Consider the following 14,030-nt stretch of genomic DNA (forward strand, 5'->3'; position numbering starts at 1 on the left):
TTGGGGCCGCTTGCCACCTCCATGTTGACCTTCAGCGGCGCGTCGAGGATGTAGATGCCGCCGTCCTGCTCGCGGACCGTCGCCGTCTTGGGGGTGATCCACTGCCGGATGATCGGCAGGCACGGCGCTCCCTCGGGAGTACGCGGCGCGGCGCGCCAGAAGCGCTCCCCGCGTTCGTACTTGTCGGGGTTCATCGCGTCGGCGTAGTCGTGCTTGAGCGTGAGGTCCGCCTCCAGCAGGATGCGGCCGGCGTCGGTCTTGGCGAACTCCTTGTCCATGATGACGTCGGGCTGCACCGGGTTCAGGTTCACCCAGAACTTGTCGGGGGTCAGCGCCAGCCAGGTGAAGAACGCGTCGTTGGCGAGGTTCAGACGGGCTTCACCGCCCCACCCGGGCTTGCCCTGGGCGTCGGGGACGTACGTGGTCTTCATGGAGTACCGCATCCCCTTGCCCTTGGCGGGCGTGGAGACGTAGTTGAGTTCCATGCTGGAGAAGTCGATGCCGCCGGGGCCCCGGTTGAAGTAGCCGCCCCGGTTGTTGGCCTCGTACTGCTTCTGCATCCGGGCCGCTTCCTGGGGGGTCTTCCCCGAGCGAAGGGCCTGGTCCATGATCGAGGAGCGTCCGGCCTTGAGCGGGTCGGCGTTGAAGCGAGGGTCGGAGCTGGTGTAGACGTTCGGCTTCAGCGGGCGCTCGATGGCGTTCGAACGGCGCTCGACGATGTTGGCCTGCCGCTCGCTGGTGCCCCGGGCGTCCTTCATCTCCTTGTTGAAGGCGGCGACCTTGTCCTTGGTCCCCTTCTCGGTCGTCTGCCCGGTGAGGTACTGGAACTTGTCCTTCGGGTACTGCTTGGCGAGCTGCTTGTCGCCCTTCAACTGGTCGTTCTCGATGTGACCGTTGGACTTGGCCTCGACGTTGATGCCCTTGACCCGGTTGCGGGCGTCGATGCGGCGTTCCTGCTTGTTGCCCTTCTCGTCGGTGTATTCGAGGGTGTCCTCGCACCACCAGTCCGGGCCGACCATGTTGTACTTCTTGACCATCCGCTGCATGAACGCGAAGCCGCGCGGAGGGTTGCCGTGCGGGGCGAGCCAGCGTATCTGCTTCCAGTCGTCCCAGTTCTTGTACCCGGTGGCGTTGTTGTACTGGGCGTTGTAGCGGGCGTACATCTCCATGACACGGTCGCCCGGGTTGCCGTTCTTCTCCCAGAGCTTCTGCCACTTGCGGTAGTCCGTGCCGGCCCTCTCCCGCTGCTTGTCGGTGGGAGCGAGAACGCCGTCGAAGTCCTTGGCCGGGTTGACGTACGTGTAGTTCTCGTCCGCCGGGAACGGGTCGTAGTCCCCGGACATCGGCGGACCGGAGTTGTCCGGGGTCTTGCCGTACTTGTGCCCCAGGTACATCTCGTCGCAGCGCTGCGGCTTCGGCTTGGCCTCGGCCTCCTCGACCTGGAAGCCGGGAACACCCGGAAGACCGGTCAGGGCGATGGCGGTTGCCGCGCCGAGGGCCAGCATGGTGCGCGGCCACAGGCGACGGGTGCGGCCTGGCGGCCGTATCTGTGCAGTCACGTTCTTTCTCCCCCTGAAGAGCCCCTGCACAGCGCCGCGTGGGCTCCTGAGATCGGCGAAGGATGCGGCGCTGGAGACGCGTCAACCTTAGGGGACATCGCAAGTGCGAAGGCGAGAACGCGGCGGCTACTTCCAGCCAACTCCCTTATGTTTCCCGATCGTTACTCTTCCATCCAGGTCTCTTCCAGACGAGCAGCGGCTTCGGGTGTGCGCGCGACGCGGAAGACCGACAGGACTCGCTCGCGCCGGTCCACCGGCATCAACGTGCGCAGAACGGCGTCCTCCACCTCGGTGAAGTCCATGGTCCGGGGCTCGGCGTCGAAGTCGAAGTCGGGGTCGAGAGCGGTACGGGCCTGGAAGGCGTCGAGGATGTCATCGACGCTCCCCTGCACGTTCCACGGGTCCTCGCCCGACCATCCCTCCGCCCACAGACGTGCTCCCGCGGGATGGAGGAGGACCCACGCCCCATAGCGGGTGGGGAAGTTGATACGGGCCGACCCGATCACCGCCGCCCCGGGGAACCGCTCGGCCAGAGCGGCGGCCTGATCGTCCAGAGGGAAGAACCCGTCCCGGAAGGCCAGCGCCGCGTCGGTGATCTCGGTGACCGGGCCCCAGCAGCCGACCCGCACCAGCTCGAGGTCGGCGCGGGTGTCCTGCGGGACCAGCTCCGTGGCGGCGTGCTGCGGGTCCAGTTCCTCGGTGACACCGGCGACCGCGGCCAGGGAGGCGACGACCTCCCTCGCGCGCGCGGGATCGTGCGGGGAAAGAGCCTGAAGTGCATGGGGCGAGGGGTTGTTGATGACGGTGAGGGTGTAGGTGCCGTCACGGAGCATGGAGGCGTCGGGCGCGGAGTCCCAGATGCTGTCGTCGGTCATAGCCGTCCACCGTAGTGCGGCAGGACGGCGGCGGGGCGGGGCAGGTCGCGTCGCGGCGGTTCGGACCCGGCTGGAGCCATTGCTGCCGCAAGGATCGAGCCGGACCGCGAGCACGTGTGATTCTTACCGTCCGCGACGAAGCGAACGTGCTGGTCGGAGCGGTCAACGCGCGGCGGTGACCGGCAGTTTCGCAGACCGCACCTCGACGCGAGCAACCTCCTCCGCCTCTTCACCGGCCCCAGCCCTGCGGCGCCTCAGACGGTCGAGCAGACTGCGGCGCGTACCGCGCCCGGGTGGGCGGACCAGGGTGGGTGTGCGGGATGGGCGGGGCGTCGGCGCGTCCGGCGTGGGTGCGGTGCCGAGCCGCGGGGCGGGACGGTCCGCTCGGGCCTCGTCCAGGGCGAGGGCGAGGCTCATGCGGTGCCAGAGGATCTCGTCCGGGTCGTCCGCCACCATGAGTCGGTCCACGATGTCACGGGCGGCCGCCGACTCCGTTCGCCCGGAGGACGCTTCGGGGCGGAGGCGGTCGAGGTGGGTGCGTTCGTACGGGTCGTCGACGACCTCGGACAACCGGCCGGGGTCGAGGAGCGAGGCGATGGCCGCGGCCCGCGCCCAGGGGTCCTCGGTCGACCGGAGCAGGAGCCCCAGGCGACGCGCCCGCCAGTTGCGCGGCCGTCGGTCCTCGCCGCCGTCGACACGCTCCCCGATCTCCCTCGGCAGCCTGCCGGTGAGCAGCCCGGGATGCGTCAGGGCGAACTCGCCGAGCTCACCGGCGAGATAGAGCCAGACCACCGCGCGGTAACGGTTGAGATAGAACCGCACCGGGCTGAAGTGTCCCGTCCTGGCGAGCTTGGTGAAGCGGTCCGGCGGCACGGCGAGCAACTCGGCGGCCTCGCCCGTGCCGACCGTACGGACCCGGTCGCGGAGTCCGGCCGGGAAGTCCGGCGCGCTTCTGAGCCGGTCGATCTCCGACTGCTCCACCCGGCGCCGTCCGCCTCGGACGCCGGCGACGCCTGGTGCGGCTCCCGGCGCGGCGGCTCGCGGTGGTCGAGGCGCACCAGGAGCGGTTCCCGGCACGGTCCTCACCAGGCCCAGCTGGACGGCGAGCTGGAACTCGTCCCGCCTCAGCTCCAGTTCCTGCGCTGCGCGCGTCGGTGCCAGCGTCGGTACCGGTGCCGGAGCGGCTGCCAGCGTCGGTGCAGGTGCCGGTGCAGGTGCCGACGTCTGTGCCGGCGCCGACGCGACGCGAGTGCCTTCTTCTCCTGTCATGACGGTCTCCCCCGTGAGCGACGATTACTCTCGGTGACGACCGTATCTCCGCCCGGCCCAGCCCCGCGCGGCCTGTGGATAATTCAGAGGCCGCCGATGCCCGGCTGCCGCGCCGCCACCCCGAGGTGCTCGCCGACCCGGTTGACCAGCAGCGTCATCTCGTACGCCACCTGGCCGACGTCGGCGTCCGCGCCGCTCAGCACGCACAGGCAGCTGCCCTCGCCCGCCGCCGTAACAAAGAGCAGGGCCTCGTCGAACTCGACCATCGTCTGCCGCGCGCGCCCGGCCTGGAAGTGCCGGCCGGAGCCGCGCGCAAGGCTGTGCAGGCCCGAGGAGACGGCGGCCAGATGCTCGGCGTCCTCCCGTTCCAGTCCGCTGCTCGCTCCCGTGACCAAGCCGTCGTTGGACAGTACGAGCGCGTGCCGTATGTACTCGACCCGCCGGGTCAAGTCGTCCAGGAGCCAGTCCAGTTCCTTGTCCAGCGCCATGCGTGGTCCTTCCCCCTGTGTGTGGCGTCCCCGTCGACCCGAAGTCCCCGCGGTCCGCGTGTCTCGGCAAGCCTTACGCACTGTCGTGGACAGAGCAAGCACCCCTGGGGATGCCGGGGGTGGCGAGCGTGCTGCGGTGTTCGGGGTGGCGCACCATGGGGGCATGCCGAAGATGACTCAGGAACAGTGGCGGGCGTTCGTGTCCGAGGGAACCCGCACCGGGAAGCTGGCGACCGTGCGCGACGACGGGAGTCCGCACGTGGTCCCGATCTGGTTCGTGCTCGACGGCGACGACATCGTCTTCAACACGGGCAAGCTCACCGTCAAGGGCCGCAACCTGGCCCGCGACGGGCAGGCGGCGATCTGTGTCGACGACGACCGGCCGCCGTTCGCCTTCGTCACGCTCCGGGGCCGCGCCGAGATCAGCGAGGACCTGGTCGAACTGCGTCGCTGGGCCGCCCGCATCGGCGCCCGGTACATGGGCGAGGACCGCGCCGAGGAGTTCGGCGCCCGCAACGGGGTCCCCGGGGAACTCCTCGTACGCGTACGGATCGAGAAGGTGACCGCCGAGAGCGGCGTCGCCGACTGAGCCCGAGGGAGGAACTCACCCGACCGAGTCGAGCAACCGCGCCGTGTGCATGCGTCCCGCGTACTCGACCAGCCGGATCAGCACCTCCTTGCCCGAGTCCCGGTCGCGCGCGTCGCACAGCACCACCGGAGTGCCACGGTCCAGGTCCAGCGCACGCGAGACCTCGTGCGCGCCATAGTTCCGGGCGCCGGCGAAGCAGTTGACCGCCACGACGAAGGGGATCTTGCGGTGCTCGAAGTAGTCGACCGCGGGAAAGCAGTCCTCGAGCCGTCGCGTGTCGGCGAGGACGACGGCCCCGAGCGCGCCCTGGGAGAGCTCGTCCCAGAGGAACCAGAACCGGTCCTGCCCCGGCGTACCGAAGAGGTACAGCGAGAGGCCGGACCGGATGGTGATGCGGCCGAAGTCCATGGCGACCGTCGTCGTGGTCTTCTGGTCCACGCCCCCGGTGTCGTCCACCGACTCCCCGGCCCGGCTGAGCTGTTCCTCTGTGCGCAGGGGACGGATCTCACTGACCGCACCCACCAGAGTGGTCTTGCCGACGCCGAAACCACCGGCGACCAGGATCTTCAACGCGAGGGCCGTGGTGTCCACGCCACCGCCCGCACCCGTGCTCTCAGAGCGCTCGTAGGCCATCGATGACTTCCCTCAGGATCCGTTCGTCGGGCAGCTGCGCGGGCGGTACGGGTCGGCTGACCCTGACGAAGCCCGCTTCGAGGAGGTCGCCGAGGAGGACCCGGACGACCCCGACGGGCAGATCTGCGTCGGCGGCGAGTTCGGCCACCGATTGCGTCTCCGCCCGGCACAGGGTGAGCAGGGCCCGGTGTTCGGGACCGAGGAGCGACTCCTCGGCCCGGCCGGGCGGATTGTCGTCGACGACGACGAGTGCGATGAGGTCGAACCGTACGTTGCTCGGTCCCGGCTTCGTACGGCCGCCGGTCATGGCGTACGGCCGGACGAGCGGCCCGGCGTCCGCGTCGTACCACTGACTGCCCGGCGGGGCCTTGCCGTCGCCGGGACTGTCCTCGTTCATGGGGTGTCTCCGGTCAGCCGGCGGCCGGCGGGGTCGCGGTGAGCCGCGGCGGGGTGTGCAGATGCTCGCCGACGCGCTTCACGAGGCGGGCCATCTCGTAGGCGATCAGGCCGATGTCGGCGCTAACGGAGCTGAGGACGGCGAGGCAGGATCCGTCTCCGGCGGCGGCGACGAACAGGAACCCGTCGTCCATCTCCACCATCGTCTGGCGTACGCCCCCGGTGTGGAACTGGCGGCCCGCGCCCTTGGCGAGGCTGTTGAAGCCGGAGGCGATGGCGGCCAGATGCTCGGCGTCCTCGCGGCTGAGTCCGTTGGAGGAGCCGACGGCGAGGCCGTCGTTGGACAGCACGACCGTGTGCCGGACTTCACGGACCCTCAGGACCAGGTCGTCGAGGAGCCAGTCGAGTTCACCGGAGCGGTGGTGGGACATCCTCTCGTGGTCGATCATGCGTGGTCTCCTTCACTGCCGAAGTCGCGGCCGAGGTGGCGGCCGTGGTCTGGATCGTTGCCGAAGTCGGGGCCGGAGCCGGACCGCGAGTCGCGCCCGAAGGCGGAGCCGGAGTCACGGCCGGGGCCGGAGTCACGGCCGAAGTCGCGGCCGGAGCCGGTTCCGAGGGGCCGACGGGTACCGGGGGCCGGGCCGCCGCCCCGGACCCAGCCGTCGCGGTAGGCGGTCATCCGGTCCCTGACCTGTTCGGGGGTCCGCTCGTCGGCGCCCTGGACGGTCGGGGTCGGCGGCAGGTCGGCCGGCGGCGCCTCGCGCAGCTGCGGTACGAGGCTGGCCTGGCGCACACGTCGGGGCAGGTCGCCGGAGTCGTCGGCGGGTGCCGCTGCCGGACCGGGCGCGGGCGTCGCGGGTGGTGCCTGCGGGGGTGAAGCAGCGGAGCGGCCGCGCTGCCGCAGGGTGGTGACGCCGGCCGGCGGCTGTTCGGGAGAACCGTGTCCCGCCGCCTCCTGCTGTCCCGCGAGAGCGGGGATGCGGGGCGGACGCGGCCGCGGCGTCGACGGCGCCTGGGACTCCGACGGCGACTGCGACGGCGACTGGGCAGCGGAGGACGACGGCGACGTGTGGGGACCGGACGGGGAGGCCTGTTCCGGCGAGGGGTGGGACGACCGGGACGAGGGCGTGGTGCCGGACGGAGGCAGAGCCTGGGCTTGGGGCGAGGGCGGTACGGAGCCCACGGAGACGGGCGGCCGGGCACGGTGGCGCGGGAAGGGCCCCTCCTCGCCGCCCGGACGCTCCCGGTGCACCGCGTACTCCCGCGGATCGTCCCCGCGCGCCGGCTCCCCCGTCCGCCCGTGCGCGGTGCTCCTCCCGGGCGGGAGCGCGCCCTGCAGCACGTCGGTGGGGAGCAGGACGACCGCGGTCGTGCCGCCGTACGGAGAGGTCCGCAGATGGACCTTGATCTCGTGCCGGGAGGAGAGCCGGCTGACCACGAACAGGCCGAGCCGGTCGCTGTCGAACAGGTCGAGGGCCTCGGACTGCGCGATCCTCGTGTTCGCTTCGGCGAGGGTCTCCTTGCCCATGCCGAGGCCCCGGTCCTCGATCTCCAGGGCGTAGCCGTTGCCGACGGGCTCTCCGCTGATCCGCACCTTGGTGTGGGGCGGGGAGAACTGGGCGGCGTTCTCGATGAGTTCGGCCAGCAGGTGCGTGAGGTCGGCGACGGCGCCGCCGATGACGGACGTCTCCGGGAGCTGGCGCACCTCCACGCGCGCGTAGTCCTCGATCTCGGACACGGCGGCGCGTACGACATTGGTCAGAGGTACCGGCATCCGCCAGGCGCGGCCCGGCGCTGCGCCGGAGAGGATGATCAGGCTCTCGGCGTGGCGCCGCATGCGGGTCGTGAGGTGGTCGAGCCGGAACAGGTCGCCGAGCTCGCTGGGGTCGTCCGCGCGCCGCTCCATGCTGTCGAGCAGATTGAGCTGGCGGTGGACCAGGACCTGGCTGCGGCGGGCGAGGTTGACGAAGACGCCGGAGATGCCGCTGGCGAGTTCGGCGCGTTCCACGGCGGCGGAGAGCGCGGCCCGGTGGACGGTGGTGAGGGCCTCTCCCACCTGTCCGATCTCGTCCTGCGGGGCGGGGCCCGGCGGGGCCTCGGCCTGTACGTCGATCTCCTCGCCGGCCCGCAGCCGCTGCATGGCGCCGGGAAGCTTGCGCCGGGCGATCCCGAGGGCGGTGTTGCGCAGGCTGATCAGCTCGATGACCAGGGCGCGACCGATGCGTACGGAGATCACGAGGGAGGCGGCGACGGCGGCGAGGCCGAGCAGTACGGCGGCGCCGCCGGCGGTGAAGGCGCCTCCGCCGAAGGGGTCCGCGCGGTCGGCCGCGGCGCGGCGGGCGTCGCTCTCGATGGACGTCAGCCCGCCCCGTACGACCGCCATGGCGTCGTCCCAGGTGGCGGCGGGCACGGCCTGGACCGCCTTACGGCCTGGCGCGGCGGCTCCGATGCGGTCCTCGGCGGTGGTGAGCTGCTGGTAGCCGCGCTGGTCGGCGAGCTTCCGCCAGGCCGCGCGCTCGGGGCCGCGCAGGTCGGCGGTGGCGGACTCGATGAGCGCGCGGCGCGTCTCGACGGCTCCGGTGAACCGGCGATGCCTGTCCGCGCTCAGCTCGCCGGCGAGATGGGCGGAGCCGAGCAGGGCGTCCTCGCGGGCGAGCATCTCGCCGGCGCGGCCGAACTCGAGGAGCACGCGCGCGTCAGCGCCGATCTCGGCGTCCTGGATGCCGGTCAGGGCGCCGCCGACGGCGAAGGCGGCGGTGATCGCGGCGGTGTACTCCGTGTACACCTGGTCCCAGTCACCGTCGCCGGCCGCGGCGGCGGTACGGAGCCTGCCCAGGCCCTCGGCCTTGGTGACGAACCGGCCGATCCGGTCGGCGACATCACGCGGGAGGTCTCCCCTGTCGCCGACGGTGTGTTCGTCGTCGAGGCGGAGCCGGGCGACGGCGGCGTCGGTGCGCCGCGCCTGGTCCTTGAGCTCGGCGGCCCGTCCCGTGCCGGGCGCGGCGACCTGGCGTACGGCGGCTCGGCGTTCGGCCTGGAGCGCGGTGACGGCGGCGGCGACGGGTTCGCGGATCTCCGCGTCGACCCGCTGGAGCTGGCGCAGCCGGGAGATGTCCTGGGCGGTGGTGACCGTGGCGAAGCCCCACAGGGCCAGCAGGGAGACGACCGGGACCATCAGCAGCGAGACGATCTTCGCGCGGACGGTACGGGGGCGCAGCCCGCGACGACCACGCGGGGCCGACCGCGCGAAGGAGGCGGGGAACGCGGCAGGGGCCGAGGGGCCGGACGATGCGGCCCCGCCGGGTGGTGCTTCGGGGGCGTGCGCGGGTGGTTCGTCGGCGGGCGGCCCCGCGTGCGCGCGCCGTCCGCGCGCCGCGGGCGGCGGCGCCGTCGTCCCGGCGTTCTGAGTCTTGCGGGGAGTTCGCATGGCCTCCTCGTTCCGGCTGCGTCTGTCCTGGTGCGATGTGCGTGCCCCGCGCCGACCCCGCACGCCCATGGGCCCGGTGGGCCGACTGCGCGCCCCGTGCGGGAAGGGCGACGGTCCGCCCATGAGCGGGATGGGCGTCCCCTACGACCGCGCCGGCCCGGTGTCCACCGGGCCCGCCCGGTACGCGTAGGAAGGCGAGGCGCCGGGCGTTCCGCGGCCCGCGGTCCCCGATTCCGCGGCGTTCCCCCGTCCTCCGCCCCGGAAGCCGGGAGGCGCCACGTCGACCGCGCGCTCGTCCGGTTCGGTGAGCCGTTCGGCCGAGGCGTACGCGGCGCGCTCCTTGGCGGTCGGGGAGAGGGCCACGAAGGCCGAGGTGATGAAGAGATAGGAGCCGAGGCCCACGGCGAGCGGGAAGATGAACTGCATGGCGGTGGCTCCGGGGAGGCCGGCCGTCGACGGGACGACCTCGACCTCGACGGCGAACATGCCCGTGTAGTGCATGCTGCTGACGGCCGCTCCCATGACCAGCGAGGCGAGCGCCACGGCGGCCGGCGCGTGGATGTTGAGCGCGGCCCACAGCGCGGCCGTCGCGGCGACGACGGCGATGGCGACGGAGACCGCGACCAGCATCGGGTCGTACGTCACCTGGCCGTGCAGCCGCAGGGCGGCCATGCCCATGTAGTGCATGCTCGCGACGCCGATCCCGGTCGTCAGCCCGCCGATCAGGAGCGAGGCGGCCCGTTGGCGTCCGTAGCCGACGGCGAAGACGCCGACACCGACGACCACCACGGCGATGAGCAGGCTGAGGATGGTCAGCGGAACGTTGTAGCGGATGTCGGTTCCGGTGACGCCGAAGCCGAGCATCGCGACGAAGTGCATCGTCCAGATTCCGGTGCCGATGGCGGACGCGGCGGTGAGCAGCCAGTTGCGTCGCGATCGGCCGGTCGCGTCGAGCGCCCGTACGGTGCAGCGCAGCCCGAGGGCGGCGCCTATGCAGGCCATCGCGTACGACAGCACAGGTGTCAGCCAGCCGAAGGCGGCGTGGTCCAGGTGTCCCATGACTCAGGGACGCTAGACCGGACAAGGGGGCGCATCAGGGGCGCATTTCGAAAGCTGATGGAATATGACACAGAGATGTTCCTGAACGATCGTGCCGAGGTCGAACATGCACACAGGGCGTTCACCCCTGAGGCTGAGGCATCATGCACGCATGAGCGATGACCCCACCCGTGTCCAAGAGTTCTTCGGCTCCCGCCCCGCCGACTGGGACTCCCGCTTCCCTGACGACGGCCCCGCCTACGGCGCGGCGGTCGCCGATCTCGGCCTGCGCCCCGGCGCCGCCGTGCTCGACGCGGGGTGCGGAACCGGCAGGGCACTGACCGCGCTCCGCGCGGCCGTGGGCCCGGCGGGAACCGTCATCGGCGCGGATCTCACCCCCGAGATGCTCGAAGAGGCGGTACGGGCCGGGCGTGACGAGGCCGGGGAGCTGATCCTGACCGATGTCGCCCGGCTGCCACTGCGCGACGGCGCACTCGACGCCGTGTTCGGGGCCGGGCTCATCTCCCACCTGGCCGACCCGGCCGCCGACCTGCGCGAACTGGCCCGGGTCGTGCGCCCCGGCGGCCGGCTCGCCCTCTTCCACCCCATCGGCCGGGCCGCGCTCGCCGCACGCCACGGTCGGCAGATCACCGACGACGACCTGCGTGCCGAATCCAACCTGCGCCCACTTCTTTCCGGTTCTGGATGGCGGATGGTCAGTTACGTGGACGAGGACGACCGTTATCTCGTGCTCGCCGCTCGACAGGACGACATCGCTCCGGCGTAGAGACCTCCGACGCACCCTTCTTTCGCGGCAGTTCCCTGTCTACCGTGGAGGTGCCGGGCAGCCGTGTCCGGGAGAGGCGGCAGGCCATGGCCCGTGTGCGAGCGCTGTTCAACGCCCTCCTGCCGACCGCACGACGGGCACCGGACGCACCACGCAAACCCGCTCCGGTGCGACGGCAGCACAACATCTTCGAAGCCGCGGCGACCTACGTCACGGGATGCGTGGAGGACGATCAGGAGCGGATCGACGAGGCCGTCACCTGGGTCTCCCCCGAGGCCCTCTCGTTCGGCATCAACGAGCTCGCCTGCCGCGCGGTGATCGCGCTGGCCCGCGAGCGGGACGAGACGCCCGAGACCGTGGCACGGTCGCTGCTCGGGCTGCCTCCGGCCTGAGCCGTACGGAACGGGCGCCCGGGCACCTTCCCGGCTCCCCTCCCCGCCACATTCCCTTCCGGAGACTCTCGACGCGCGGGTTACCCACTGGTTATGGTGCGCCGACGACCAGATGGGGAGGCTGCCGTGGCTACCGCCGACGACGACGCGCTGTATGTGCTGACCGCCGTGCTGCTCACGCCTGCGCAGTTTCCGAGCGTGCTGGGCGACGACTACCCGGCGGCGTGCGCGGCGCTGGAGATCGAACCGTACGCCGGAGGGTACGGGCTGGTGCTCGGCCAGGACGGCACGGGCGCCCGGTGGACCGTGATCGTCGACGACGTGTCGCTGGTCGCCGTGGCCATCGCCTCCTGGGACTGCGGGATGGAGTACGACCTCTCCCCCGACGAGCGTTCGGTGGTGGCGGCGCTCCCCGGTTGGCCGCTCGCCGTGGCCACGGCCGCGCCCGGCCTGCCTGCCCCGCACGACCCGGACCCGGAGGAGGGTGACCGCGTCCCGCTGTCCCCGCCCGAAGCGGACGGCTGGGGTCCGGCGCAGCGCAGGCTAGGTGCCGACGAGGTGGCGCTGCAGTGGGCGGCCTGGCGGGCCCAGATGGACGAGGACGAGTCGGGGGCCGAAGTCGCCGAGGAAGCCGCCGACGCCGGCGCGCGGGCGGGCGCGGACGGTGCGGTCGGCGGGGGTGCGGCGGGCGGCACGGGTGCGGAAGCGTCCGGTGGCCCGGCACACGACCCGTACGACGGCGTACGTCGTGCCCTCTCCGACCTGCGCGGCTATCTGGAGGACGCCCCGCCGGTGGGCCGGGTGCGGTCGAGTTTCGCGACGGGTGACGCGCGCATGCTCCGGGCCGACGGACCCGGCTGGTCCATGGTCGCGCGGACCGACGACATGGCCTTCGTCCTTCTGGACGACGAGCCGCGCGAGGTCCTCCCCGTGGCCCGCGGCCCCAAGCTGCCCGCGCTCCTGGAGGCCCTGGACGCGATCGCGGTACGCCCGTCCTGATCCGTCCCCCGGGGCCGATCCACCCTGGGGGCCGTTCCCCCGGGCCGGCCTCACACATGGCTGACGGTCCCGAGGTGTGGCGCGGAACCATGGCCGCGCGGAAAGGGACGACCGCACGATGTGGCGGCGCACCCCTTCCCGTCGTCCCATCGGAGGCCGTCCATGCCGTCCACGCGCCTGTTCCGAGGCGTTCCGCTCCTCGCCGCGCTCCTGACCGCGCTGACCGTCGTCGGCCCCGCCGCACCGGCCGGGGCCGAGTCCGGTCCCGGCCGGCCCGGCTGCGCGGGCGTGCCCCAGGACCACGTCCCCGGGGCCGCGTACCAGGAGACGGCGTGTCTCCCCGATCTGACGACCGCGGGCCTGGCGGGCACCCGGTACACCGACATGGCCGACCAGGCCGGGCTCTCCGCGAAGGGGACCCGGAATCCGTCCGGTGTCCCCGGCGTCCAGATCGACGGCTACTTCCCCGACGACTCCCGCCTCAACGCCACACACGGCTGGTCCCACGACGCCCAGTTCGTCATCCGGCTCCCCGAGAAATGGAACGGCGGTCTCGTCGTGACCGGCGCGCCCGGCACCCGGCGCCAGTACGCCACCGACGCCCTCATCTCCGACCACGTCCTGGCCCAGGGCTTCGCCTACGCCGCCACCGACAAGGGCAACACCGGGCCGGACTTCTTCACCGACGGGCGCGAGCCGGGCGACGCGGTCGCCGAGTGGAACCGGCGGGTGACCGAGCTGACGAAGGCCGCGAAGAAGACCGTACGGCAGCACTACGGACGGGCGCCCCGGCACACGTACATGACGGGCATCTCCAACGGCGGCTACCTGACCCGCTGGCAGCTGGAGAACCGTCCCGAGCTGTACGACGGCGGGGTCGACTGGGAAGGCGTCCTGTGGACGACCCACGGACCCAACCTGCTGACGAGCCTCCCGGTCACCGTCGCCCGCTCCCTCGGCAGGGCCTCCGACGAGGACCTGATCGACGTCGGTTTCGCTCCGGGCTCGCGCTTTCTGTGGCCGTACCACGAGAAGGCGTACTGGGGCGTGACGCAGAAGAGCTTCCGGGCCGAGTTCGATCCGTCGTACGACCCCGAGTGCCCGGGGACGACGGCCGGTTCCACGGTCGAAGAGATCCTCGCCCCGTGTGCCTCCGACGCCTCGTACGACTACGCCTCGCGTCCGGCGTCCGTGCGCCGGGCGGTCGCGGAGGTCGCGCTGACAGGGCGCATCGGAAAGCCGCTCCTCACCCTGCACGGCGATCTGGACACCCTGCTGCCGATAGCGACCGACTCCGACGTGTACGCGGGGATGGTCGACGCGCGGGGGCGGTCCGGGAAGCACCGGTACTACACGGTCCAGGACGGTACGCACACCGACGGGCTGTACGACACGTACCCGGACCGGCTGCGGCCGATCCTGCCCTGCTACCGCTCGGCGTTCGCCGCTCTGCGGGAGTGGGTCGAGGAGGGTACGGCTCCGCCCGCGGACCGTACGATCGCAAGGCCGGCGGGCGGTGACGTGGTCAACTCCTGTGCGCTGGAGACCCCGTAGGGAGGATCACGGATCCCCTCCGCC

13 protein-coding genes are annotated in these 14,030 nt (G+C 72.0%); 5 read left to right on the forward strand and 8 right to left on the reverse strand.

The genetic code is table 11. The features are described 5' to 3' along the window. Positions 1-1,720 precede the first annotated feature (1,720 nt). The 3 genes from ACZ3OF_RS33200 to ACZ3OF_RS33210 all read right to left on the reverse strand — a co-directional run bounded on the left by ACZ3OF_RS33200 (position 1,721) and on the right by ACZ3OF_RS33210 (position 4,191). A complete protein-coding gene (locus ACZ3OF_RS33200; protein WP_467308528.1) occupies positions 1,721-2,434 on the reverse strand; it encodes a DUF6333 family protein in 714 nt (237 codons plus the stop codon). Positions 2,435-2,596: 162 nt separating this feature from the next. Continuing rightward, positions 2,597-3,703, reverse strand: coding sequence for a DUF6397 family protein (locus tag ACZ3OF_RS33205; protein WP_467308530.1), 1,107 nt, complete (start codon positions 3,701-3,703; stop codon positions 2,597-2,599). An 83-nt stretch (positions 3,704-3,786) separates the two neighbouring features. Beyond that, entirely contained in the window at positions 3,787-4,191 is a 405-nt protein-coding gene (locus ACZ3OF_RS33210; RefSeq protein WP_361608886.1) for a roadblock/LC7 domain-containing protein, read from the reverse strand. Between the two features lie 163 nt (positions 4,192-4,354). On the opposite strand from ACZ3OF_RS33210, the gene ACZ3OF_RS33215 reads away from it, so the two are divergent. Then, complete coding sequence (locus tag ACZ3OF_RS33215) at positions 4,355-4,780, forward strand: PPOX class F420-dependent oxidoreductase (protein ID WP_361680799.1); 426 nt, start codon at positions 4,355-4,357, stop codon at positions 4,778-4,780. A gap of 15 nt (positions 4,781-4,795) precedes the next feature. Here ACZ3OF_RS33215 and ACZ3OF_RS33220 read toward each other — a convergent pair whose 3' ends face one another. From ACZ3OF_RS33220 to ACZ3OF_RS33240, 5 genes are all read right to left on the reverse strand, one after another. Further along, positions 4,796-5,413: a GTP-binding protein gene (locus tag ACZ3OF_RS33220; RefSeq protein WP_361444698.1), complete on the reverse strand. Its 618-nt coding sequence runs from the start codon at positions 5,411-5,413 to the stop codon at positions 4,796-4,798. Next, the gene (locus tag ACZ3OF_RS33225; protein WP_361680802.1) at positions 5,394-5,810 is read right to left on the reverse strand and encodes a DUF742 domain-containing protein; all 417 of its coding nucleotides are present in this window, start codon (positions 5,808-5,810) and stop codon (positions 5,394-5,396) included. Before ACZ3OF_RS33225 ends, ACZ3OF_RS33220 begins: the two co-directional genes overlap by 20 nt. A 13-nt stretch (positions 5,811-5,823) precedes the next feature. Next, positions 5,824-6,258, reverse strand: a complete 435-nt coding sequence (locus ACZ3OF_RS33230; protein WP_361444703.1) for a roadblock/LC7 domain-containing protein — start codon at positions 6,256-6,258, stop codon at positions 5,824-5,826. Further along, positions 6,255-9,236 (reverse strand): sensor histidine kinase, encoded by a 2,982-nt coding sequence (locus tag ACZ3OF_RS33235; protein WP_467308534.1) that lies wholly within the window; start codon positions 9,234-9,236, stop codon positions 6,255-6,257. The genes ACZ3OF_RS33230 and ACZ3OF_RS33235 overlap by 4 nt, the downstream gene beginning before the upstream one ends. Before the next feature lie 141 nt (positions 9,237-9,377). Beyond that, entirely contained in the window at positions 9,378-10,295 is a 918-nt protein-coding gene (locus ACZ3OF_RS33240; protein WP_467308536.1) for an MHYT domain-containing protein, read from the reverse strand. A gap of 151 nt (positions 10,296-10,446) precedes the next feature. Here ACZ3OF_RS33240 and ACZ3OF_RS33245 point away from each other — a divergent pair, with 151 nt between their 5' ends. The 4 genes from ACZ3OF_RS33245 (at position 10,447) to ACZ3OF_RS33260 (ending at position 14,006) form a co-directional block, all read left to right on the forward strand. Next, complete coding sequence (locus ACZ3OF_RS33245) at positions 10,447-11,061, forward strand: class I SAM-dependent methyltransferase (protein WP_467308538.1); 615 nt, start codon at positions 10,447-10,449, stop codon at positions 11,059-11,061. Between the two features lie 86 nt (positions 11,062-11,147). Further along, on the forward strand, positions 11,148-11,453 hold the full coding sequence (locus ACZ3OF_RS33250) for a hypothetical protein (RefSeq protein WP_361680814.1): 306 nt from the start codon (positions 11,148-11,150) through the stop codon (positions 11,451-11,453). A gap of 93 nt (positions 11,454-11,546) precedes the next feature. Then, positions 11,547-12,452, forward strand: coding sequence for a hypothetical protein (locus ACZ3OF_RS33255; protein ID WP_467308540.1), 906 nt, complete (start codon positions 11,547-11,549; stop codon positions 12,450-12,452). Positions 12,453-12,614: 162 nt separating this feature from the next. Next, complete coding sequence (locus tag ACZ3OF_RS33260) at positions 12,615-14,006, forward strand: tannase/feruloyl esterase family alpha/beta hydrolase (protein ID WP_361680820.1); 1,392 nt, start codon at positions 12,615-12,617, stop codon at positions 14,004-14,006. Positions 14,007-14,030: the final 24 nt, after the last annotated feature.

The organism is Streptomyces sp. NPDC022552, assembly GCF_055561875.1.

Bases quoted from the DNA above. Each gene is read 5' to 3' on its own strand.
- ACZ3OF_RS33200 (WP_467308528.1), bottom strand. From the start codon at position 2,434: ATGACCGACGACAGCATCTGGGACTCCGCGCCCGACGCCTCCATGCTC.
- ACZ3OF_RS33205 (WP_467308530.1), bottom strand. From the start codon at position 3,703: ATGACAGGAGAAGAAGGCACTCGCGTCGCGTCGGCGCCGGCACAGACG.
- ACZ3OF_RS33210 (WP_361608886.1), bottom strand. From the start codon at position 4,191: ATGGCGCTGGACAAGGAACTGGACTGGCTCCTGGACGACTTGACCCGG.
- ACZ3OF_RS33215 (WP_361680799.1), top strand. From the start codon at position 4,355: ATGCCGAAGATGACTCAGGAACAGTGGCGGGCGTTCGTGTCCGAGGGA.
- ACZ3OF_RS33220 (WP_361444698.1), bottom strand. From the start codon at position 5,413: ATGGCCTACGAGCGCTCTGAGAGCACGGGTGCGGGCGGTGGCGTGGAC.
- ACZ3OF_RS33225 (WP_361680802.1), bottom strand. From the start codon at position 5,810: ATGAACGAGGACAGTCCCGGCGACGGCAAGGCCCCGCCGGGCAGTCAG.
- ACZ3OF_RS33230 (WP_361444703.1), bottom strand. From the start codon at position 6,258: ATGATCGACCACGAGAGGATGTCCCACCACCGCTCCGGTGAACTCGAC.
- ACZ3OF_RS33235 (WP_467308534.1), bottom strand. From the start codon at position 9,236: ATGCGAACTCCCCGCAAGACTCAGAACGCCGGGACGACGGCGCCGCCG.
- ACZ3OF_RS33240 (WP_467308536.1), bottom strand. From the start codon at position 10,295: ATGGGACACCTGGACCACGCCGCCTTCGGCTGGCTGACACCTGTGCTG.
- ACZ3OF_RS33245 (WP_467308538.1), top strand. From the start codon at position 10,447: ATGAGCGATGACCCCACCCGTGTCCAAGAGTTCTTCGGCTCCCGCCCC.
- ACZ3OF_RS33250 (WP_361680814.1), top strand. From the start codon at position 11,148: ATGGCCCGTGTGCGAGCGCTGTTCAACGCCCTCCTGCCGACCGCACGA.
- ACZ3OF_RS33255 (WP_467308540.1), top strand. From the start codon at position 11,547: ATGGTGCGCCGACGACCAGATGGGGAGGCTGCCGTGGCTACCGCCGAC.
- ACZ3OF_RS33260 (WP_361680820.1), top strand. From the start codon at position 12,615: ATGCCGTCCACGCGCCTGTTCCGAGGCGTTCCGCTCCTCGCCGCGCTC.